The organism is Stenotrophomonas sp. PvP093 (genome assembly GCF_017876915.1).
GTDB classification, from domain to species: Bacteria; Pseudomonadota; Gammaproteobacteria; order Xanthomonadales; family Xanthomonadaceae; genus Stenotrophomonas; species Stenotrophomonas muris.
In genome coordinates this window covers 1,302,568-1,322,443 of the sequence record NZ_JAGIOX010000004.1, presented here as the reverse complement: position 1 = coordinate 1,322,443, position 19,876 = coordinate 1,302,568, and the positions used below count along the sequence as shown (strand labels likewise).

Genomic DNA, 19,876 nt, shown 5'->3' with positions numbered 1-19,876 from the left:
TGTTCAGGCCGATTCTCACCCTGTGCACGAGCGGCCGGCCACAGTGACCGCATGGCAGTCAATGACGATCTGGTGGTCCTGCGCCCCGAAGGGCTGTACTGCGCCGCCGGTGATTTCCACATCGATCCCTGGCGACCGGTCCCGCGCGCGGTCATCACCCATGGCCACGGCGATCACGCACGCCCGGGCATGGGCGAATACCACTGCAGCGACGGCAGCCTGCCGATCCTGCGCTGGCGCCTGGGCGATGTGCCGGTGCAGGCGCATGCCGAGGGCGTGCCGTTCCGCCTGGGCCGGGTGCAGGTATCGCTGCATCCCGCCGGCCATGTACTGGGGTCTTCGCAGGTGCGCATCGACGACGGGCAGCAGGTCTGGGTGGCGTCCGGCGACTACAAGCGCCAGCCTGATCCAACCTGTGCGCCGTTCGAAGTGGTGCCCTGCGATACCTTCATCACCGAGGCCACCTTTGCCCTGCCGATCTATCGTTGGCCGGACACGCCCACCGTCGCTGCGGAGATCGTGGCGTGGCGCCGCGAATGCGAACAGCGCGGCGAAGCTGCCATCCTGCTGTGCTATGCACTGGGCAAGGCGCAGCGGGTACTGGCCGAACTGCTGCCGCTGGACGATCGCCCGGCCTGGCTGCACGGTGCCATCGCCAATGGTGTGGAGGTGTATCGGCAGGCCAACGTGCCAATGCTGGAGACGCTGGCGGTGGCCGAGCAGGGTCGCCAGCCGGATGCCGCCGGCCAGTTGATCCTCGCCCCGCCCTCGGCCGCCGGCACGCCGTGGATGCGCCGCTTCGGCCGCTACCAGCTGGGCTTCGCCTCGGGCTGGATGCAGCTGCGCGGCAACCGGCGTCGCCGCAACGTCGATCGTGGCTTCGTCATTTCCGATCACGCCGATTGGCCCGCACTGCTGCAGACCATCGAACAGACCGGCGCGCAGCGGGTGATCGCCACCCATGGCAATACCGATGCGTTGATTCCCTTCCTGCGAGAGCGCGGCGTAGCGGCTGAAGCCTTCCGTACCGATTTCGGGAGCGAGGAATGAAGGCCTTCGCGGCGCTCTACCAGCGCCTGGACCGCAGCACCGCCACGCTGGACAAGCGTGCCGCATTGATCGATTACTTCCGCCAGGCAGGCGCGCACGATGCGGCGTGGGCGCTGTACCTGCTCAGCGGTGGCAAGGTGGGCGGCGCACGCCGCAAGATCGCCGCCAGTGGCGAACTGCGCGCCTGGATTGCCGAAGAATCCGGCTTGCCGCCATGGCTGGTGGAAGACAGCTATGCGCAGGTCGGTGACCTGGCCGAAACGTTGACCCTGCTGCTGGATGATCCATCCCAGCCGGCCGCCGACCGTGCGTTGGCGGATTGGATCGAACAGCATCTGCTGGCGGTGGCCAACCAGCCCGAAGCGGTACGCCGTGCGGCGGTCGTCGCGGGCTGGCAGCAGCTGTGCAGCAGCGAACGCCTGGTGTTCAACAAGCTGCTGACCGGTGCCCTGCGCGTCGGCGTCTCGCAGCGGCTGGTGCAGCAGGCACTGGCGGAGTGGTCCGGCCTGGACATCGCGCGCATCGCCCAGCGCATGCTTGGCGAGTGGGTGCCCTCGCCCGCACTGCTGGGCCAGCTGCTGTCGCCGGATGAGCTGCCACTGGACCGGCAGCAACCCTACCCGTTCTTCCTCGCCTCGCCACTGGAAGGCGATCCTGCCGAACGCCTCGGCCCCATCGAAGATTGGCTGCTGGAATGGAAGTGGGATGGCATCCGCCTGCAGCTGCTGCGCCGGCGCGGCGAGGTCGCATTGTGGTCACGCGGCGAAGAGCGGCTGGATGGTCGCTTCCCCGAAATCGAACAGGCGGCGATGGCGCTTCCCGATGGCTGCGTGCTGGACGGAGAGCTGCTGGCCTGGGACGAAGCCACGGACCTGCCGCGTGCATTCACCGCGCTGCAGACCCGCATCCAGCGCCGCAAGCCCGGTGCGGCTACCCTGCGCAACACGCCGGTGCGCGTGCTCGCCTATGACCTGCTGGAACACGATGGCGCGGACCTGCGTGAGTTGCCGTTGCGGGAACGGCGTGCACGGCTTGCCGACGTCGTCGGTGCCCTGGGTGATGCACGGATCCAGCTCTCACCCGACGTTGCCGCCGAAGACTGGCCGCAGGCGGCGGCGATGCGCGATGTGGCACGCGAACGTGGCGTGGAAGGGCTGATGCTGAAATGTCGTGCCTCACCCTACCAGGCCGGGCGACGCCGCGGTGACTGGTGGAAATGGAAGGTCGATCCGCTCACCATCGATGCAGTGCTCCTGTACGCGCAGGCTGGCCATGGGCGGCGCAGCACGTTGTACACCGACTACACCTTCGGCGTCTGGGACGGCGACACGCTGGTACCGGTGGCCAAGGCCTATTCGGGCCTGGATGACAAGGAGATCCTCGCGCTTGATCGCTGGATCCGCGCCAATACCCGCGAGCGCTTTGGCCCGGTGCGCAGCGTACGCCCCGAACACGTCTTCGAACTGGGCTTCGAGGCGGTCAACCGCAGCAGCCGGCACAAGTCCGGTATCGCCGTACGCTTTCCACGCATCCTGCGCTGGCGCCGCGACAAGCCAGCCAGCGAGGCCGATCAGCTGGCTACCCTGCAGGCGCTGGCGCGATGAACCGCAGCCAGGCACTACGCCGGCTGGAAGACTGGTTCGCGTCGAAAGGCTGGCGCTCGTTGCCGTTCCAGCGCGCGATGTGGCGGCACTATCTCGCCGGCGGATCCGGGTTGCTGCACACGCCCACAGGCAGCGGCAAGACACTGGCGATGTTCGGGGGACCGCTGCTGCAGGCCATGATCGACCCACCGCCTTCGCCCCGCCGCGCCAGTGCGGTACGCCCGCTGCAGGTGCTGTGGGTGACGCCCTTGCGCGCGTTGGCCAGCGACACCGCGCGTGCGCTGCAGGCCGTGGTCGATGGGTTGCAGCTTGGATGGCGTGTCGGCCTGCGCAGCGGTGACGCCAGCAACCGCGAACGACGACAGGCACGCGAGGGCCGCATCGACGTACTGGTCACGACGCCGGAATCGCTGGCGCTGCTGTTGAGCTATCCGGATACGCTGCCGCGCATGCGCCAGCTGCGCTGCGTGGTGGTGGACGAATGGCACGAACTGCTGGGCAACAAGCGCGGTGTCCTGCTGCAGTTGAATCTGGCCGTGCTGCGCGATGCCGCGCCTGCATTGCAGCTGTGGGGGCTGTCGGCCACGCTGGGCAATCTGGATGAGGCGCGCGACGTGCTGCTGCCCGGACAGCCCGACGCGCCGATCGTGCAGGGCGTGCGCCCGCGTGCGACCACGGTGCGCAGCCTGCTGCCCGAACCCGGTGAACGCTTTCCCTGGGCCGGGCACCTGGGCCTGGCCCAACTGCCGCGGGTGCTGGACGCATTGATGCAGGCACGCAGCAGCCTGCTCTTCACCAACACCCGTGCACAGGCAGAACTGTGGCATCAGGCGCTGGCGTCGGTCTGGCCCGAGGAACACGACACGCTTGCGCTGCACCACGGTTCGCTGGATCCGGCGCTGCGCCAGCAGGTGGAGGACGGGCTGCGTGCAGGAACGCTGCGCTGCGTGGTCGCCACCTCCAGCCTCGACCTCGGCGTGGACTTTCCCGAGGTCGAACAGGTACTGCAGCTGGGCAGCCCGAAGGGCGTCGCCCGCCTGCGCCAGCGCGCCGGACGTGCGCGCCATCGTCCCGGTGCCAGTGGCGCGATCCTCTGCGTGCCGAGCCATGCGCTGGAACTGGCCGAGTACGCAGCCGTGCGTCGCGCACTGGCCGAAGGCGTGGTCGAAGCACGCAGGCCGCCGATGCTGTCGCTGGACGTTCTGGCCCAGCATGCGGTCAGCCGTGCCCTGGCCGGTGGCTTCCACGGGGATGCGCTGCTGGCGCAGGTCCGGCGCACCCATGCGTTCGCATCCCTGGCCGAGGACCAGTGGCAGGCCGTGCTGACTTTCATCGTGCAGGGGGGCCAGGCCCTGGCCCAGTACCCTGACTTCCACAAGGTCGTGCAGGACGCCGATGGCCGCTACCGGATGCACGACCGGCGCCAGGCACTACGCCACCGGCTGTCGATCGGCACCATCAGCAGCGATGGCAGCGTGCGCGTGCAGTTCCTGCGCGGGGCCGGCCTCGGCGCCGTGGAGGAACAGTTCGCCAGCCGCCTGCGCCGCGGAGACCGCTTCCAGTTCGCCGGGCGCCTGCTGGAGCTGGTGCAGCTGCGCGACATGACCGCCTTCGTGCGGCTGGCACGAGGGCGCGGTGAAGGTGTCGTGCCCCGCTGGCAGGGAGGCCAGCTGCCGCTGTCGATGGCACTCGGCGGCGAACTGGAGTCGGTGCTGTCAGGCGCCGACGACAGTGCGGAAGCGCGCTGGCTGGCACCGCTGCTGGCACTTCAGCAGCAGGTGTCGGCGCTTCCCGGCCCGGACCACGTGCTGCTGGAGGACGTACGCCGCCGCGAAGGCCAGTTCCTCTTCGTCTATCCCTTCGCCGGACGCCACGTGCACGAGGCGCTGGCCGCCCTGTTGGCACTGCGCTGCACCCGCCAGCAACGCAACAGCATCGGCTATGCCGTGAATGATCACGGCCTGGTGCTGGCACCGGCGCAGGCGATCGACCTGGACGCGGCGCAATGGCATGCGTTGTTCACCACCGATCAACTGCTGGACGATCTGCGTGCGGCGGTGAACCTGGGCGAGCTTGCGCGGCGCCAGTTCCGTGGCATCGCGCGCGTCGCAGGCCTGCTGGTACCCAGCCTGCCGGGGGGCATGCCGCGATCGCTGCGCCAGCTGCAGGCCTCGGCGGGCCTGCTGTATGACGTATTGCGCGAGCATGACCCCGAGCACCTGCTGCTGGCGCTGGCCGAACGCGAAGTGCTGCATGACAGCCTTGACCTGCCGGGGCTGCGCCAGGTGCTGGTCCGGATCGGCGCGCGACGCATGTCGATGCAGCGCCCTGCATCGCTGACGCCCCTGGGCTTTCCACTGTGGGCCGAACGCCTGCGCGGACAGTTCAGCAACGAGGACTGGCGTACCCGCGTGCAACGCGCGGCCCAGCAGCTGGAACGTCGCCATGGCCGATGAAATACCACTGCTGCTTGCCGGCGAACCGGTGACCCTGGCGGGCGCACGCGCACTCTACTGGCCGGCGCGGCAGGCGCTGCTGATCGCGGACCTGCACCTGGGCAAGGCCGATGTGTTCCGCCGCGCCGGCATCGCGCTGCCCAGCGGCGGAACCGGCGAAGACCTGGAACGCCTGCAGGGTCTGCTGGACAGGCACGCCTGCCGCGAACTGTGGATCCTGGGCGACATCCTGCATGGGCCGGCGCATCGCGCCGCCTGGTACCAGCAATGGCTCGGCTGGCGCGAACGCAACACCGCACTGGACGTGCATGTCCTGCGCGGAAATCATGACCGGCAGCTACCGCATGCCCAGCTGCAGGTGCAGATCCACGAGGAGGTGCGGCTGGCGCCGTTCCTGCTGCGCCATGAACCGTGCGCAGACCCGGCGTGGCACGTGGTCGCAGGCCACCTGCATCCGCAGGTCGCACTGCCCGCATTGCGCCGGCGCTTCCCGGCCTTCTGGCTGCGCGAGCGGATGACGGTCCTGCCGGCCTTTTCCGCGTTCACCGCCGGAATCGTGCCTGCTCCCGCCAGCGGCGAACAGATGATCGCCTGCGTGGAAAACGGCCTGGTGGAACTGCCAGTGGCTTGAATCAGGCCGGACGAATGTCCAGCTGCGGCATCAACTGGAACTCAGGCGTGTCAACTTCACGTCGCCGCGGCAAGGCCTGGATTGCCGCCAGCATCTCCTGTGCGCAGGCGCGGATGCGTCCGTGGTGCTCCGGCGATGCATGACTGATCAAGCTGCCCACATGGAATTCGAACACGTCCTCCAGTACGTCGGGCTGGTCCTCGTGCAGCATCTGCAACAGTCCGCGCAGCTTGCAGATTTCCGATTCCAGCTCCTCGACCGCGAACCACATGGCGTCCTCCTCTTCAACAACAGGCGGCACGTCCGGGCCGCGACAGGCCGCAACGGCAGCGCCGCCCGGGCCACGCGCGATGTCAATCACGGAAAGGAAAACGGACGACGCGCAATCGCGTGCAACCTACTTCTCGCATATACACGGTGAGGCAACCGTTAATTCGCGTGACAGCGCGCTTCACGCATTCGCAGTGATCGCGCCGATGCCAGGCATCTGCGCCCCTGCAGCCAACGCGTCGACAAATGCCGGATCCAGCGCAAGCGAACCGAACCAGCCATGCTGCGTACCGCTGAGCACGCGCAGCATGTGGCCACGCCCACCCGGCAGGCGCCCCATCGGCCCGAGCAGCACGTCGCGCGCCTTTGCCCAGGCATCGCGATCAGACTGGAACAGCGGCGTCAGCCAACGGCTCCAGCGCTGGTAGACCGCAACGTGCGCCCTGCGCTGCGCCTGGTAGGCCTGCAATGCAGCGCCTCCCCCGCCATGTGCGCGCACGGCATCGCGCAATGCCAGCGCATCGAGCAGCGCCATGTTCACGCCCTGCCCCAGCTGCGGGCTCATCGCATGTGCGGCATCGCCGGCCAGCACCATGCGGCCGCAATGCCAGCGCGTCATCACGGCGTCACGGTAGACCGCGCGCGCCAGCTGGCCGGCATCATGCAGATGCGCAAAGCGCGCGCTGGCCTGCGGCCACAGCGCGTGCAGCTCGTCCAGCCAGGGCGTCATGCCATCGGCCTGCCATCGTTCGAAGTCGGCGCGTGGCAGGCTCCAGAAGAAGCTCAGGCGCGGCGTCTCATCACCGGGCCGCGTACCGACCGGCAGCAGCCCGATCATCTTGCGCGCGGCCACGTAGCGCTGCCGCAGCTCCTGCAGGTGCGGCCAGTCCTCGGCCGGCAGCAGGCACCACAGTGCGCCCCAGGGATACACGCGGTCCAGCCCGGTGCCGCCTTCGATCGAGCCGCGCAGCGTCGAAGCCGCACCATCGGCGGCCACCACCAGGTCGAACGGCCCATGCATGCGGCCCTCACTGTCATGCAGGCGGCCCTGTGCGGCATCCACTGCGGCGATGGTGACGCCGGCATGCAGCTGGCCCGCACCCGCACGCGCCCCGTCCAGCAGCGAGAACAGCGCCCCACGCTGCATGCCGAGGCCGTGCAGGCGCGCATCCAGGCCGTCATAGCGCATGTCCATCACCGTGCGCTCGCACGGTGTATCGCCATACAGACGGTGCACCGGCGCCGCATGCGCGCGCACGGCATCAAGCAGGCCCATCTGCCACAGCACCTGCAGGCCGCTGGGCTGCAGCAGGAAGCCGGCGCCAACCGGCCCCGGCGAGGGCACGCGTTCGAAGATCTCCACCTCGTGGCCATCACGAGAGAGCAGGATGGACAATGCCTGTCCAGCGGTGCCGTAGCCGATCACGGCGATGCGCAGTCGTTCCTTCATCGGCGCATTGTGCCCGAGCGCAAATCCGGATGGCCACCTGGAACCCTGCCCACAGCGCCGCAATGCCCGTCGCGACGCAAAAAAAACCCCGCCGAAGCGGGGTTTTCAACGCACTGTCGAGTGGATCACTCGGCCGGCGTGATGTTCGAAGCCTGGGCACCCTTCGGGCCCTGGGTCACGTCATAGGTGACACGCTGGCCTTCCTGCAGGCTGCGGAAGCCCTTGGAGTTGATGGCGGAGAAGTGCGCGAACACGTCGGCGCTGCCATCCTCCGGCGAGATGAAGCCAAATCCCTTGGCGTCGTTGAACCACTTGACGGTACCGTTCGGCATGGTGATGCGAGACCTTATGCAATGAATGGGTGGTGTACGCTGAACCCGCGCACAAGCTGAGTATGCAAAGCTTGCTCGGGGAAGACAATCACCCCCGCGCCAATTCGCCCACCAGTTCCGGAAGTCCGTTGCTGGCCGCCTGCACGTTCGCCAGTACTTCGGCCATCGTAATCTCCTCGCCATCACCGCAGCCGGCGGCCCAGTTGGCGATGATTGCCAGGCAGGCGTAATCCAGCCCCAGCTCGCGTGCCAGCGCGGCCTCCGGCATGCCGGTCATGCCTACCAGGTCGCAGCCGTCACGGCGCATGCGGGCGATCTCGGCGATGGTCTCCAGGCGCGGGCCCTGCGTCGCGCCGTAGCAGCCACCGTCATGGACCGTGACGCCGGTCACTTTCGCTGCCGCCAGGATCTTGCTGCGCAGCATCGGCGTATAGGGGTGGCCGAAATCGACGTGGACCACGTCGGTGCCTTCTTCTTCACAGATCGTGCTGATGCGGCCCCAGGTGTAGTCGATGATCTGGTCCGGGCAGGCCAGCACGCGCGGACCGAAGTCTTCGGTGATGCCACCCACCGTGTTCAATGCCAGCACGCGCTGCGCGCCCAGCTGCTGCAGCGCGGCCAGGTTGGCGCGGTAGTTGATCTTGTGCGGCGGCAGTGAGTGCCCCTCGCCATGCCGCGCCAGGAACGCCACGCGACGGCCGAGCAGCGTGCCCACGCGCACCGGGCCGGACGGGCGGCCAAAGCGGGTGTCGACCTCGTGGGTCTGCACGTCGTCGAGCTTGGCCAGGTTGTAGACACCGGTACCGCCGATCACGGCCAGGGCGATCTGTTGCATTCAAAGCACTCCATGGAAAGACGAACGCCGGCACCCGAGGATGCCGGCGGTGGAAGAAGACGCGCCGCAGGCAGCTGCGCCGTTACTCCTTCATTGCGTAGATCGCCGGCACGCAGCGCAGGGTCTCGTTGACGTCCATGCCGAAGCCGAACACGTAGCGGTCCGGCAGCTCGATGCCGGCGTAGTCGGCGGTCACGTCCGGCAGTGCGCGGTCGTGCTTCTTCACGGTCATCGCGGCGATGCGCACGTCGGTCGCGCCCTGCTCCAGGCACCAGGTGCGGACGCCCTGCAGGGTGTAGCCCTCGTCGAGGATGTCGTCGATCAGCAGCACGCGGCGGCCGAACAGCGAGGTGGCCGGCTTGTGCTTCCAGACCAGGTCTCCGCCGGTGGTTTCACCGCGGTAGCGGGTCGCGTGCAGGTAATCGAACTGCACGTCCTGGCCGCGCGCGCCCAGTTCCAGCGCCAGCTGGCCGGCGAACGGCAGCGCACCATGCATGATGGACAGGAACAGCGGCACCTCGCCCTTGTAATCGCGCGCGATGGCGTCGGCGATACCAGCGATGGCCTTGTCGATGGTGGGGCGGTCGACCAGCAGGTCAGCCTGGGCCAGGGCCTGGGAAATGGTGAGGTTGGGCATCAGACGGTTCTTCCAAGGGTTTCAAGCAGACGGGATTGGGTGTCGCCATGGCGGGCGTCGGCCAGCAGGCCGTCCCAGCCGAGCGCGCCGCGACCAAGCAGGCCCAGCAGCGCAGCAGTATTGAGGGAGCGTCCCTGCACCGCGTGCAGGGCTTCATCGACCAGTTCCGGGTGGCAGACCAGCACCACGTCGCAGCCGGCATCCAGGTGCGCGTGCACGCGTGCCGGCACGCCACCGGCGCTGTGCGAGGCGGCCATGCCGATGTCATCGGAGAACACCACGCCACGGAAGCCGAGCTCGCCACGCAGGATGTCCTGGATCCAGCGCGGGGAATAGCCGGCCGGCTCCGGCGCCACCTGCGGATAGATCACGTGCGCCATCATCACCGCATCGGCACCGGCGGCGATGCCGGCCTGGAACGGCACCAGGTCCTGGGCGCGCAGTTCGTCCAGCGCGCGCGGGTCGATCGCGGTATCGACGTGGGTGTCTTCCAGCACGGTGCCGTGGCCGGGGAAATGCTTGAGCGTGGCGGCCATGCCGACCGCATGCATGCCGCGCACATAGGCGTCGGTGAACGCGGCCACCACCTGCGGGTCTTCACTGAAGGCACGGTTGCCGATGGCGCGGTTGCCGCGGCCAAGGTCGACCACCGGCGCGAAACTCAGGTCGAGGCCGCTGGCACGTACTTCGCTGGCCATCAGCCAGGCATGCTGTTCGGCCAGGGCCAGCGCCTGCTGCGGGTCGGCGGCGTACAGCGCGCCGATGTCCTGCAGCGGCGGCAGCGCGCTGTAGCCCTCGCGGAAACGCTGCACACGGCCGCCTTCCTGGTCCACGCAGATCAGCTGCGGGCGCGGGGCGGCGGCACGGATCGCCGCACTCAGATCGGTCACCTGCTGGCGCGAGGCGAAGTTGCGCTTGAACAGCACCACCCCGGCCACGGCGTCGTGCTGCAGCCAGTCACGTTCCTGGGCGGTCAGTTCGGTGCCGGCAACGCCGATCAGCAGCATGGTCGATCTCCACAACGCGCGCCCGCATGGCGCAGTGCCGCATTGTCGCAGAACCGGCCGACAGGCGCAGGGGTCAGACGAAGGGGAGTGTGGGGTCAGAGCCCCTGCGGGGATCTGACCCCGGGGTCGGATCCCCGCAGGGGCTCTGACCCCGATCTGCTCAGACCTTGCAGCCGTCCGGGCCGCAGGCCTCGTCGCCGTCAGCCGAAGCTGCCGGGGCGCCCTGTTCGGCTGCGATCTGGCGAAGGGCGTTGGCGAAGGCCTCTGGCGGCTGGGCCCCGGAAATGGCCCACTTCCCATCGATGACGAAAGTCGGCACCGAGGAAATGCCCAGTGCATGGGCCTGCGCCAGCCTGGCTTCGACCTCGGCCAGGCCGCGGTCGGAGCCCAGCATCTGCGCGATTTCAGCACCGTCCAGGCCGCCAGCCACGCCGGCCTTCACCAGCACTGCAGTATCGGCCAGATTCTGGCCATGCTCGAAGTGGGCACGGAAAAGTGCTTCGCCGACCGCATCCTGCACGCCGTGCTGGCCGGCCAGCCACAACACCCGATGGGCCGGCAGCGTGGTCACCCGCACCTGGCCCTGGCTGAAATCCATCGGCAGGCCCTCGGCCCGCGCGGTGGTCTGGGTCTGGCCGAGGATCTGCTCGGTGCGCTCGACGCCACCGAACTTGCGCACATAGGCCTCGCGCAGCGGCACCGGGGTGGCGTCCGCGTCCGGGTCCAGCTGGAACGGCTGCCAGTGGATGTCGAGTTCAGGCGCATTGGCGCCGAGCAACTGCACACCCTGCTGGAAGCGATGCTTGCCAATCCAGCACCAGGGGCAGACCACGTCGGAGTAGATGTCGATTCTCATCCCCACCACATGGGGCCCGCCTCCCTCGAAAAAAGGGGACGGAGGGGATTAAGTCGTTTCCAGCACAGCTGGGGTAAAGACGACTTAATCCCCTCCGTCCCCTTTCTTGGGGGCTTCACCACTGTGAATAGGGGTGACTGGCCAGTGCGACGTTGTAGTAGCGCGCGTCGTCGGTGACTTCGGCACCCACCCAGTCCGGCAGGTCGATCGCCTGGTCGGCGCTGTCCAGCTCGACTTCGGCCACGACCAGGCCGGCGTTGTCGCCGAGGAACTCGTCCACCTCCCAGGTCAGGCCGGCGTGTTCGACCAGGTGGCGGCGCTTGTCGATCAGGCCACCGACGCACAGCGCCAACAGGGCGCGCGCATCCTCCACCGGGATCGGGTAGTCGAACTCCTGGCGGGTATGGCCGATGGTGCGCGACTTCAGGTTCAGCGCGGCGTGGTCGCCTTCGATGCGCACGCGCACCGAGGCGTTCTGTGTGCCGCGGTCGAGCGCGCCCATGTCGTTGATGTAGCCCTGCGCCATCGGGATCACCCGATGCGCGGCGGTGCGCCAGCCATCACTGCTGACGAGGAATTTGCGTTCGATTTCGATGCCCATCGCGCCATTATGCGCGATGGGTGATGACAACCTGTCAGCGCTTCTCGAACACCGCGATGCTTTCCACGTGCGCGGTATGCGGGAACATGTCCATGGCACCGGCGCTGACCAGGGTGAAGCCCTGTTCGTTGACCAGATAGCCGGCATCGCGCGCCAGCGAGCCCGGGTGGCAGCTGACGTAGACAATGCGCTTGAACTGCTTCAGCGGCAGCTGCTGCAGCACTTCGATCGCACCCGAGCGCGGCGGGTCCAGCAGCAGCTTGTCAAAGCCCTGGCGCATCCACGGGGTGCTGCGCTGGTCCTGGGTCAGGTCGGCGCTGAAGAACTGCGCGTTGGCCAGGCCGTTGCGCTCGGCGTTCTCACGCGCACGCGCCACCAGGCCGGCATCGCCTTCCACGCCAACCACCTCGCGCACGCGGCGCGCCAGCGGCAGGGTGAAGTTGCCCAGGCCGCAGAACAGGTCCAGTACACGCTCGTCCTCACCCGGTTCCAGCAGGTCCAGGGCGTGGGCGATCATCTTCTCGTTGAGCTTGGCATTGACCTGGATGAAGTCCAGCGGGCGGAACGCCAGCTCGACATCCCACGGCGCCAGACGGAACGACAGCGGCACACCCTGCCCGTCCAGCGGCTGCACGGTATCCACGCCGCCGGACTGCAGGTAGATCACGAAGCCATGCTGCTGGCCGAAAGCCGCCCAGGCCGCGCGGTCGGCATCGCTGAGCGGCTGTAGATGGCGAACGGTCAGGACCACGGCCTGGTCACCGGCGATGAATTCGATCTGCGGGATGTCACGCTTGCCATCGAGTGACTCGATGAAGGTGGACAGCGCCTCGACCTTGGTGCCGATCTCGGGGATCACGGTCAGGCACTGGCTGAGGTCGGCGACGAAGCGCGGATCCTGTTCACGGAAGCCGACCAGGGTCTTGTCCTTCTTTTCGACCCGGCGCACCGAGAAGCGGCCCTTGCGGCGATAGCCCCAGCTCTCACCGACCAGCGGCGCGAGCACGGTGCCCGGCTTCACATGGCCGATCCGCTCCAGGTTGTCCATCAGCACGCGCTGCTTGGCCACGATCTGCTGGTCTTCGTCCAGGTGCTGCAGCACGCAGCCGGCGCAGGTGCCGAAATGGGGGCACTTGGGGGTCACCCGCTGCGGCGAGGCCTGCAGCACCTCCAGGGTGCGCGCCTCGTCGAAATGGCGGCTGCGGGCAGTCTGTTCAGCCATCACCACCTCGCCGGGCAGCGCGCCGCTGACGAAGGTGACCTTGCCGCCCTCGCCTTCACGGCGGGCGACACCGCGACCATCATGGCTGAGGTCGAGGATCTCGGTCTGGAATGGGGTACGGTCAGTGCGGGAACGGGATCGGGCCACGTGGCAACAGGCTGCGGGCAAAAATGGGGGCGTATTGTCGCAGATCCTGACCGACGGGGCCTGGACCCGCTTGCGCCCGTGGCCGTCGTGCTTGATGATTGGGCCAGCTGACATGGAGGCAGCCCTGATGCAGATGACCCCGCGGGCCGCACGGCCCCGCTTCCTGCTTGTCGAGGACGACATCATCAGCCGCGGTTTTTTCAAGGCGGCGTTGGAAACGTTACCGGCGGATGTGGATACCGCAGATTCGCTGGCCAGTGCCCTGGCCAGTGCCGAACCCGGCGCGCATGATCTGTGGCTGATCGACGTCAACCTGCCGGATGGCAATGGCGCGCAACTGCTGCGTGAGCTACGCCGCTCACATCCCGACACACCGGCGCTGGCACATACGGCCGACGGCGATACCTCCATCCACGCCCGCCTGCGCGAAGCCGGTTTCAGCGACACCCTGGTCAAGCCGCTGGGCCGCGACCAGCTGCTGAAGGCCGTGCGCCGTGCGCTGGTCAACAGCCCGGCGGGAATCTTCGTGGCACAGGCCCCGGCCGCAGTCGAGCTGGCCGTTCAGGACTGGGACGAGACTGCGGCATTGGCCGCGCTCAATGGCCAGCGCAACCACCTGATCGCACTGCGCGAGCTGTTCCTGGCCGAGTTGCCCGGTGTGCGCGACGCGGTCGAGCAGGCGGTGGACCAGCACGACGAGCGCCAGCTGCGCAGCCAGCTGCACCGGTTGCAGGCGAGCTGTGGCTTCGTGGGGGCGGCACGGTTGGGCCGGGCGGTGCGCCAGCTGCATCATGCACCCGAGTCCGGGCAGGCCCAGGACGGGTTCCGCGCCGCGGTAGCTGCCCTGCTGCATTGAGGGTTTTTCGGCAAGGCTGCGCCCTGCACCCGCAGAGGCTTCAAGCCAAGCCAAGGCAACAGCAACAGCAACGGCATGCATTCCGTGGGTTGGCGGTGCGGTATCGGAGGGCGGGGACGCCGTAAACCCGTCCTTGGGGGCTTGGCAGCCGCATCCATGCGGCTGACACCCCGCCCTCCGATACCGCCCCACCTCTTACAGTTTTCCGCGATCGGGTAGATCCACGCCATGCGTGGATGAATTTCTGTCAGATATCGAAATCAATCTGGGGTCGGATCCGTTTTCCTGCGGAAAACGGATCCGACCCCACGCCGTTCCGACAGTTCGCGGAACACTGTCGAAGGCGGGGTGGGTCCGGTTGCGGGAGTGTCCGCGGCATGGATGCCGCGGCCAAGCCCCCAGGGACGGGTTTACGGCGTCTCCCGCAACCGGACCCACCCCGCCTACCCACGGATAGCCAGCTTTTGCCGTTGACGTTGATTCCGCAGGTGCAGGGCTGCAAGCCCTGCCGCCCCCCCCCCTACCTGCGCGGCGCAAGCTGCTCGAGCATTTCCCAGGACTTCAGCCCGCGCGCGCCCAGGTGATGGGCCAGCACCCGCCGCATCGGCAGGCGCAGGCTGGCCAGATCGGCGGCATCCGGTTCTTCGTCGGCCGCAAGGGCCAGCAGCGCCGAGCCAGTGGCCGCCGCCCGGCGCTCCCCGCCACGCTCGCTCAGCAGGCGCTGCGCCCCTTCCTGCGGGTCCAGCTCGTAGCGCGCCGCCGGGTCGATCGGCTGGCCATCACTGGCACTGTCCAGCTCGAAACCCAGGCCCAGCGCGGACAGCAGTTCGCGCTCGAAACGGCGCAGGGTCCAGGCCAGGCCGGCACCGACCGCCAGCCGCGCGCGTGCCTCACCGTAGGCAAGGTACAGCTCCGGCAGCGGGTCCTGGCGCGGGGCCAGGCGCAGGGTCAGTTCACTCAGGTAGAAGCCGGCCAACATCGCCTGGCCGACCAGGCGTGGCGCGGCATCCAGCGCCTCGGCACCCCGCAGCTGGGCCAGTTCACCCCGCTGCTGGGCACTGAAGCGGATCCACTGCAACGGCTGCAGGGCGGCGCGCAGCACCTGGCCCTTGGCGGTGGACACGCCACGCGCCAGCAGGCCGATACGGCCATGCTGCGCGCTCAACACTTCGACCAGCAGGCTGGTCTCGCGGTAGGCCCGTGCGTGCAGCACGAAGCCGGTGTCGTCCTCGATCATCATCGAAGCGACCGTCGCGGCTTATTCGTAGCCGAAGGCCTTCAGCGCGGCCTCGTCGTCGGACCAGCCTTCACGCACGCGCACCCAGGTTTCCAGGAACACCTTGGCCCCGAACAGACGCTCCATCTGCAGGCGGGACTTGGCGCCGATCTCCTTCAGGCGGGCGCCGCCCTTGCCGATCACGATGGCCTTCTGCCCCTCGCGCTCGACCCAGATCACCGCACCGATGCGCAGCAGGTTGCCATCCTCGGTGAAGCGCTCGATCTCGACGGTGGTTGCGTACGGCAGTTCCTCGCCGAGCTGGCGCATCAACTGCTCGCGCACCAGTTCACCGGCCAGGAAACGCTGGCTGCGATCGGTGATCTCGTCCTCGCCGAACATCGGCGGGGCTTCCGGCAGCAGCTTCAGCACGTCGCGCACCAGTGCTTCCAGGCCGTTGCGCTTCTGCGCCGAGATCGGGTGCACGGCGGCGAAATCACGACCTTCGGTCACCTGCTGCAGGAACGGCAGCAGCGCGCCCTTTTCCTTCAGGCGATCGATCTTGTTGACCACCAGCACCACCGGGATGCCGGCGTCGCGCAGCACGTTGAACGCCAGGCTGTCCTCTTCATCCCAGCGACCGGCTTCGATCACCAGCAGGCCGGCATCGACGCCTTCCAGCGAGCCACGCGCGGCGCGGTTCATCACCCGGTTCATCGCCCGCTTCTGCACCTTGTGCAGGCCGGGGGTGTCGACCAGGACCAGCTGGCCTTCCGGATAGGTGGCGATGCCCAGCAGGCGATGGCGCGTGGTCTGCGGACGGTTGGAGACGATGCTGACCTTGGCGCCGACCAGGGCATTGGTCAGGGTCGACTTGCCCACGTTCGGGCGGCCGATGACGGCCACGCTGCCGCAATGATGGGGAGTTTGTTCGCTCACTTGGAATCCAGTTGTTCTAGGACGGCCGCAGCCGCCTGTTGTTCGGCAAGCCGCCGCGAGGCGCCTTCGCCCTCGGTGCTGGCGGCCGGGTCGGCTACGTTGCAGCGTACCCGGAAGTGCTTGGCGTGGTCGTCACCGGATTCTGACACCAGTTCATACTGCGGCAACGCCTTCTGTCGGGCCTGCAGCCATTCCTGCAGGCGGGTCTTGGGGTCCTTCTCGGGCCGGCCGGAGGCCGGCAGTGCCTCGATCGAAGCGCTGAACCAGGGCAGTACCACCGCCCGGCAGGCCTCGAAGCCGGCATCCAGGTAGATCGCAGCCACCACGGCTTCCACCGCGTCGGCCAGGATCGAATCACGACGGTGGCCGCCGGACTTCATTTCTCCCGGACCCAGGATCAGTCGATCGCCCAGTTCCAGGGTGCGCCCGATCACCGCCAGCGCGCCTTCACGCACCAGCTCGGCGCGGGCACGGGTCATCGCGCCTTCGTCAGCCTTGGGCCAGCGCTGGTACAACGCCTCGGCCGCCATCATGTTGACGATGCTGTCGCCCAGGAACTCCAGGCGCTCGTTGTGTGGCGCACCGGCACTGCGATGCGTCAGCGCCTGCTTCAGCAGCGCCGGGTCGCGGAAGGGATGACCGATCAGGTCACCACGTTGGAAAGGTTTATTCGGCACCGCTTCGGGTCAGGTCCTGGGATGAATCGAATTTGCCAACCACGTCCAGGTTGCCGACCAGCGGACGGCGCACTTCGTAGTTGACCTTGAGGGTCCAGCCATTGTCGCGGCGGTCGAACTTCACGTTGGCCGGCTTCACGTTTTCCGAGTAGTTGATGTACAGCCGCTTGAAGAACAGATCCTGGATCCGGGCCGGTTCCATGCTGCCCACACCCGGCTCGTTGGCCAGGCTCTTCATCGCCGAGCGCACCGCGTAATACTCCTGGTACATCGGGAACAGCTTCATGCCGATGTAAAGGAAGAAACCGACCACGATCAGGACCGCCAGGAACGAGGTCAGGGTCATGCCACGCTGCGTGTTCATCGTCTTCATTGCGTTCTCCCCAGATACGCGTTGGATGTGAAAATACTCGGTTGATGCCCGATCAGTTGATGCTCGAGCCGATCCGCGACGGCTCGAAGCCATCCTTGCAGAACCAGCCCTGGCAGTTCAGCCAGATCAGGAAGGCCTTGCCGCGCAGGTTTTCCTCCGGCAGCAGGCCCCAGAAACGGCCATCGTCGCTGTTGTCACGGTTGTCGCCCATCACCAGGTACTTGCCGGCCGGCACGGTCCACTGGCCCTGGCCACGCGGATAGTCGGTCTCCAGCACGGTGTGGGTTCGACCCGGCAGGTGTTCGACCAGCAGGTTGGCACCCTCGCCCTGGCCCTTGTGGCCTGCATAGATGCCCTTGTTGTCGTACTTCAGCGGTTCGCCGTTGAGGATCACGCCGTCGCCTTCGAAGACCACGGTGTCGCCCGGCACGCCGATGACGCGCTTGATGAAGTTCTCACCCTTGGCCGGATCGTTGTCGCTGTGGCCGGGGAAGTGGAACACCACCACGTCGCCGCGCGACGGCTCGCCGAACGGCACGATCTTGGTGTTGCTGATCGGCAGGCGCAGGCCGTAGGAGAACTTGTTGACCAGGATGAAGTCGCCGATCAGCAGGTTCGGCATCATCGAGCTGGACGGGATCTTGTACGGCTCGGCGATGAAACTGCGCACGATCAGCACGATCGCCAGCACCGGGAAGAACGCACGCGAGTAATCCACCAGCACCGGCTCGGAGTCGAGCAGGCCCGCGCGCTGGGCGCGACGCTTGGCGAGGTACAGCTTGTCCGCGAGCAGGATCAGGCCCGAGGCCAGGGTCAGCACGACCAGGAGGATCTCAAACAGTTTCATTCAGGGTCCTTTGCAACGTCACCAGACGACCGGCCCCGCAGGGCCGGTGCGGGCCTTACTTGTTGTCCATCTGCAGGACGGCCAGGAACGCTTCCTGCGGAATCTCCACGCGTCCGACCTGCTTCATGCGCTTCTTGCCTTCCTTCTGCTTTTCCAGAAGCTTCTTCTTGCGCGAAACGTCGCCACCATAGCACTTGGCCAGCACGTTCTTGCGCATGGCCTTGACCGTGGTGCGGGCGATGATCTGCGAGCCGACGGCGGCCTGGATGGCCACGTCGAACATCTGGCGCGGGATCAGGTCCTTCATCTTCTCGCACAGCTCGCGGCCACGTCGGTCAGCGTGGCTGCGGTGCACGATCAACGACAGCGCATCGACCTTGTCACCGTTGATCAGCACGTCCACGCGCACGAACGGGCCTGCGTCGAAGCGCACGAAGTGGTAATCGAGCGAGGCGTAGCCGCGGCTGACCGACTTCAGCTTGTCGAAGAAGTCCAGCACCACCTCGGCCATCGGCAGCTCGTAGCTGATCTGCACCTGGCTGCCCAGGTAGTTGATGCCGATCTGGCTGCCGCGCTTTTCTTCGCACAGCTTGATGATGTTGCCGATGTACTCCTCGGGGGTGAGCACGTTGGCGCGGATGATCGGTTCGCGGATTTCCTCGACCTGGTTCACCGCCGGCAGCTTGGCCGGGTTGTCCATGTTGATGATCGAGCCATCGGTCTTCAGGACCTCATACACCACCGTCGGCGCGGTGCTGATCAGGTCCAGGTTGTATTCGCGCTCCAGGCGCTCCTGCACGATTTCCATGTGCAGCATGCCCAGGAAGCCGCAGCGGAAGCCGAAGCCCATCGCCTCGGAGCTTTCCGGCTCGAAACGCAGCGCGGCATCGTTCAGGCGCAGCTTGTCCAGCGCTTCGCGCAGGTCCGGGTAGTCTTCGGCATCGACCGGGAACAGGCCGGCGAACACGCGCGGCTGCATTTCCTGGAAGCCCGGCAGCGGCTTCGGCGCCGGGTCGCCGGCCAGGGTGAGGGTGTCGCCAACCGGCGCGCCATGCACGTCCTTGATGCTGGCGGTGACCCAGCCCACTTCACCGGCACGCAGCGCCGGCAGCACCTTGCGCTTCGGCGTGAACACGCCGACGTTGTCGACCTGGTGGTTGCGGCCGGTCGACATCACCTGCAGCTTGTCACCGGCCTTGATCTCGCCCTGCATCACGCGCACCAGCGACACCACGCCGAGGTAGTTGTCGAACCACGAGTCGATGATCAGCGCCTGCAGCTTGTCGGTGTCGCGCGGCGCCGGCGGCGGAATGCGGTGCACGATCGCTTCCAGCACGTCCTGCACGTTGAGGCCGGTCTTGGCACTGACCGGCACGGCGTCGGAGGCATCGATGCCGATCACGGCCTCGATCTCGGCCTTGGCGCGCTCGATGTCGGCGGTGGGCAGGTCGATCTTGTTGATCACCGGCACCACTTCCAGGCCCTGCTCCACGGCGGTGTAGCAGTTGGCCACCGACTGGGCTTCCACGCCCTGCGCCGCATCGACCACCAGCAGCGCGCCTTCGCAGGCGGCCAGCGAGCGGCTGACTTCATAGGAGAAGTCGACGTGGCCGGGGGTGTCGATGAAATTCAGGTGGTAGGTCTGCCCGTCCTTGGCCAGGTACGGCAGTGACACCGACTGCGCCTTGATCGTGATGCCACGCTCGCGCTCGATCGGATTGGAATCGAGCACCTGCGCTTCCATCTCGCGGGCCTGCAGGCCACCGCAGAGCTGGATGATGCGGTCGGCCAGCGTGGACTTGCCGTGGTCGACATGGGCGATGATGGAGAAGTTGCGGATGTTCCGCATCGAATCAGAAGACATAGGTGG

20 protein-coding genes are annotated in these 19,876 nt (G+C 67.3%); 5 read left to right on the top strand and 15 right to left on the bottom strand.

Annotated elements, in window-relative coordinates; all coding sequences use genetic code 11:
* Window positions 1-51 precede the first annotated feature (51 nt).
* The 4 genes from J3A72_RS08605 to pdeM are packed head-to-tail and all read left to right on the top strand — an operon-like array spanning window position 52 to window position 5,741.
* Window positions 52-1,050, top strand: coding sequence for a ligase-associated DNA damage response exonuclease (locus tag J3A72_RS08605; protein WP_046431930.1), 999 nt, complete (start codon window positions 52-54; stop codon window positions 1,048-1,050).
* Window positions 1,047-2,654, top strand: a complete 1,608-nt coding sequence (locus J3A72_RS08600) for an ATP-dependent DNA ligase (RefSeq protein WP_075077044.1) — start codon at window positions 1,047-1,049, stop codon at window positions 2,652-2,654. The genes J3A72_RS08605 and J3A72_RS08600 overlap by 4 nt, the downstream gene beginning before the upstream one ends.
* Complete coding sequence (locus J3A72_RS08595; protein ID WP_075077045.1) at window positions 2,651-5,110, top strand: ligase-associated DNA damage response DEXH box helicase; 2,460 nt, start codon at window positions 2,651-2,653, stop codon at window positions 5,108-5,110. The genes J3A72_RS08600 and J3A72_RS08595 overlap by 4 nt, the downstream gene beginning before the upstream one ends.
* A complete protein-coding gene (gene pdeM, locus J3A72_RS08590; protein WP_075077046.1) occupies window positions 5,100-5,741 on the top strand; it encodes a ligase-associated DNA damage response endonuclease PdeM in 642 nt (213 codons plus the stop codon). The genes J3A72_RS08595 and pdeM overlap by 11 nt, the downstream gene beginning before the upstream one ends.
* Before the next feature lies 1 nt (window position 5,742).
* On the opposite strand, the gene J3A72_RS08585 is transcribed toward pdeM, so the two are convergent.
* The 9 genes from J3A72_RS08585 to rlmD form a co-directional block, all read right to left on the bottom strand.
* Complete coding sequence (locus tag J3A72_RS08585) at window positions 5,743-6,012, bottom strand: hypothetical protein (protein WP_014647988.1); 270 nt, start codon at window positions 6,010-6,012, stop codon at window positions 5,743-5,745.
* Window positions 6,013-6,192: 180 nt separating this feature from the next.
* A complete protein-coding gene (locus J3A72_RS08580; RefSeq protein WP_075077047.1) occupies window positions 6,193-7,461 on the bottom strand; it encodes an NAD(P)/FAD-dependent oxidoreductase in 1,269 nt (422 codons plus the stop codon).
* Window positions 7,462-7,586: 125 nt separating this feature from the next.
* Window positions 7,587-7,793 carry a cold-shock protein gene (locus J3A72_RS08575; protein ID WP_005410590.1) on the bottom strand — a complete coding sequence of 69 codons (207 nt, stop codon included), beginning with the start codon at window positions 7,791-7,793 and terminating at the stop codon, window positions 7,587-7,589.
* Between the two features lie 88 nt (window positions 7,794-7,881).
* A complete protein-coding gene (locus J3A72_RS08570) occupies window positions 7,882-8,628 on the bottom strand; it encodes an S-methyl-5'-thioinosine phosphorylase (RefSeq protein ID WP_075077048.1) in 747 nt (248 codons plus the stop codon).
* An 82-nt stretch (window positions 8,629-8,710) separates the two neighbouring features.
* Complete coding sequence (locus J3A72_RS08565) at window positions 8,711-9,265, bottom strand: hypoxanthine-guanine phosphoribosyltransferase (protein WP_014038078.1); 555 nt, start codon at window positions 9,263-9,265, stop codon at window positions 8,711-8,713.
* Complete coding sequence (gene nagZ, locus J3A72_RS08560; RefSeq protein WP_075077049.1) at window positions 9,265-10,272, bottom strand: beta-N-acetylhexosaminidase; 1,008 nt, start codon at window positions 10,270-10,272, stop codon at window positions 9,265-9,267. Before nagZ ends, J3A72_RS08565 begins: the two co-directional genes overlap by 1 nt.
* A 160-nt stretch (window positions 10,273-10,432) precedes the next feature.
* A complete protein-coding gene (locus tag J3A72_RS08555; RefSeq protein WP_014647991.1) occupies window positions 10,433-11,128 on the bottom strand; it encodes a DsbA family oxidoreductase in 696 nt (231 codons plus the stop codon).
* A gap of 115 nt (window positions 11,129-11,243) precedes the next feature.
* A complete protein-coding gene (locus J3A72_RS08550) occupies window positions 11,244-11,729 on the bottom strand; it encodes a CYTH domain-containing protein (protein ID WP_042359274.1) in 486 nt (161 codons plus the stop codon).
* 34 nt (window positions 11,730-11,763) lie between these two features.
* On the bottom strand, window positions 11,764-13,098 hold the full coding sequence (gene rlmD, locus J3A72_RS08545) for a 23S rRNA (uracil(1939)-C(5))-methyltransferase RlmD (RefSeq protein WP_032959001.1): 1,335 nt from the start codon (window positions 13,096-13,098) through the stop codon (window positions 11,764-11,766).
* A gap of 127 nt (window positions 13,099-13,225) precedes the next feature.
* On the opposite strand from rlmD, the gene J3A72_RS08540 reads away from it, so the two are divergent.
* On the top strand, window positions 13,226-13,954 hold the full coding sequence (locus tag J3A72_RS08540) for a response regulator (RefSeq protein ID WP_014647994.1): 729 nt from the start codon (window positions 13,226-13,228) through the stop codon (window positions 13,952-13,954).
* Window positions 13,955-14,474: 520 nt separating this feature from the next.
* Here J3A72_RS08540 and recO read toward each other — a convergent pair.
* The 6 genes from recO to lepA are packed head-to-tail and all read right to left on the bottom strand — an operon-like array spanning window position 14,475 to window position 19,855.
* Entirely contained in the window at window positions 14,475-15,194 is a 720-nt protein-coding gene (recO, locus tag J3A72_RS08535; RefSeq protein ID WP_014647995.1) for a DNA repair protein RecO, read from the bottom strand.
* Between the two features lie 18 nt (window positions 15,195-15,212).
* Window positions 15,213-16,109 carry a GTPase Era gene (gene era, locus J3A72_RS08530; RefSeq protein ID WP_005410599.1) on the bottom strand — a complete coding sequence of 299 codons (897 nt, stop codon included), beginning with the start codon at window positions 16,107-16,109 and terminating at the stop codon, window positions 15,213-15,215.
* Complete coding sequence (rnc, locus tag J3A72_RS08525; RefSeq protein WP_046431951.1) at window positions 16,106-16,786, bottom strand: ribonuclease III; 681 nt, start codon at window positions 16,784-16,786, stop codon at window positions 16,106-16,108. Before rnc ends, era begins: the two co-directional genes overlap by 4 nt.
* Window positions 16,776-17,159, bottom strand: coding sequence for a DUF4845 domain-containing protein (locus tag J3A72_RS08520; protein WP_014647998.1), 384 nt, complete (start codon window positions 17,157-17,159; stop codon window positions 16,776-16,778). The genes rnc and J3A72_RS08520 overlap by 11 nt, the downstream gene beginning before the upstream one ends.
* 52 nt (window positions 17,160-17,211) lie before the next feature.
* On the bottom strand, window positions 17,212-18,006 hold the full coding sequence (lepB, locus tag J3A72_RS08515) for a signal peptidase I (protein ID WP_014038087.1): 795 nt from the start codon (window positions 18,004-18,006) through the stop codon (window positions 17,212-17,214).
* 55 nt (window positions 18,007-18,061) lie between these two features.
* The gene (gene lepA / locus J3A72_RS08510; RefSeq protein ID WP_032958997.1) at window positions 18,062-19,855 is read right to left on the bottom strand and encodes a translation elongation factor 4; all 1,794 of its coding nucleotides are present in this window, start codon (window positions 19,853-19,855) and stop codon (window positions 18,062-18,064) included.
* Between the last annotated feature and the right edge of the window lie 21 nt (window positions 19,856-19,876).